We start from the raw sequence: 1997 nt of genomic DNA, 5'->3' as shown, positions 1-1997 counted from the left end.
GAATAATTTGTTTTTCCCATTGCACCAAACATTGGTCGATAGTAGACTGGCTCAGGTGTTGGAATTGATGCGTTAGGATCTCCCATTAAGGAATAAGCAATAAAACCTCCTTTTATCACAAGTCTTGGTTTTACACCAAAAAATTCTGGAGACCACATTACAATATCAGCTAACTTGCCAGGCTCAAGAGAACCAACATGATANTTACACCAAAAAATTCTGGAGACCACATTACAATATCAGCCAACTTACCAGTTTCAATTGAACCAACATAATCAGAGATTCCATGTGTTATGGCAGGATTGATAGTAAGTTTTGCAAGATATCTTTTTACACGAAGATTATCATTGTCTCCTATTTCATCTGGTAATCGACCAGACATTTTTTTCATTTTATCAGCTGTTTGCCATGTTCTGATTCCTACCTCTCCAACTCTACCCATTGCTTGACTATCAGAAGAATACATGCTCAGTGCACCAATATCATGTAAGACATCTTCTGCAGCTATTGTTTCGCCTCTAATTCTTGATTCTGCAAATGCCACATCCTCCCTTACAGAAGAATTCAGATGATGACAAACCATCATCATGTCTAGGTGTTCATCAAGAGTATTGACTGTAAATGGTCTTGTTGGATTTGTAGAGGAAGGAAGAATATTCTTGTTACCTGCTATTTTCATAATATCTGGAGCATGTCCTCCACCAGCACCTTCTGTATGATAGGTATGGATTGTTCTTCCACCTATTGCATCTATTGTATCGTCAACAAAACCACACTCGTTTAGTGTATCTGTGTGGATAGCCACCTGAGTGTCAGTTTTATCTGCAACTTTTAATGCTGCATCTATAGTTGCGGGCGTAGTACCCCAATCTTCATGCAGTTTCAAGCCGCAAGCTCCTGCAGCAATTTGTTCCATCAATGCAGGTTCTAGTGAGTCATTTCCTTTCCCAAGCAGACCAAAATTTAGAGGCAATTCATCAAGTGCTTCGAGCATTCTGTGAATGTTCCAAGGACCAGGAGTACATGTGGTAGCTTTTGTACCATCAGCAGGACCTGTTCCACCACCAATCATTGTAGTGGTACCGCTACAAATTGCATCTATTGCCTGCTGTGGTGCAATAAAATGGATATGGGTATCAATTATGCCAGGAGTACATATGATGTGTTCACCTGCAATTATCTCAGTATTTGCAGATATGACCATGTCAATTCCATCCATAACATTTGGATTACCTGCTTTTCCTATTCCAAATATCAATCCATTTTTGATACCAATGTCGGCCTTGACAATGCCAAGAACTGGATCAAGAATAGTTGCATTTGTTATGACAAGATCTGGAGAATTTTTACTGGTGACACCGCTTGCTTGTCCCATTCCATCTCTTGCGCTTTTGCCACCACCAAAAACTATCTCATCTCCATAATTTTGAAAATCTTTCTCGATCTCAATTATGAGATCAGTATCAGCAAGTCTGATCTTATCACCTTTGGTAGGTCCATAAAGATCCACGTATTGTTTTCTAGGAATTACCAGTGTCATGTCTTATCACTATCCTTNGTTGACAAGTCCATTGAATCCATAAACTATTTTCAAGCCTCCAAATTCTGTCAGTTCTATCTCCTTTGTATCCCCTGGCTCAAATCGCACTGAGGTGCCTGAGGGAATATTGAGGTGACACCCATAAGATTTCTGGCGAGAAAAAACAAGGGCCTTGTTAGTTTCAAAGAAATGTGTATGAGAGCCTACCTGTATTGGCCTATCTCCAGAGTTGCTGACCCTGACCTTTACTGTTTTCTTGCCTTTATTTGCAATAATTGGTATATCATTTAGGAAATATTCTCCTGGAATCATTACATCACACTATTGGATCATGCACCGTGACAAGTTTGGTTCCATCTTCAAAGGTCGCCTCAGTTTGTACTGTCTTGATTAATTCTGGTACGCCCGGCAATACATCATCTCTTGCCAAGACTTTTCTTCCAGAGCTCATAAGCTC

The 1997-nt window shown here is 39.9% G+C and carries 3 protein-coding genes and 1 pseudogene; all 4 read right to left on the bottom strand.

Annotation, left to right across the window (positions count from 1 at the left end):
- A pseudogene (locus DYY66_RS15005) lies at positions 1-203 on the bottom strand (amidohydrolase family protein); the annotation flags it as partial.
- Position 204: 1 nt separating this feature from the next.
- A partial coding sequence (gene ureC / locus DYY66_RS11020; RefSeq protein WP_255496444.1) for an urease subunit alpha occupies positions 205-1540 on the bottom strand: 1336 nt, incomplete at its 3' end.
- A gap of 18 nt (positions 1541-1558) precedes the next feature.
- The coding region (gene ureB / locus DYY66_RS11015; protein ID WP_166289307.1) for an urease subunit beta at positions 1559-1852 on the bottom strand (294 nt) is incomplete at its 3' end.
- A gap of 4 nt (positions 1853-1856) precedes the next feature.
- The coding region (locus DYY66_RS11010; RefSeq protein ID WP_166289304.1) for an urease subunit gamma at positions 1857-1997 on the bottom strand (141 nt) is incomplete at its 5' end.

It is taken from the genome of Candidatus Nitrosotalea sp. FS, assembly GCF_011319475.1.
In the GTDB taxonomy this organism is placed as follows: domain Archaea; phylum Thermoproteota; class Nitrososphaeria; order Nitrososphaerales; family Nitrosopumilaceae; genus Nitrosotalea.
This window is presented reverse-complemented; position numbering and strand designations above follow the sequence as displayed.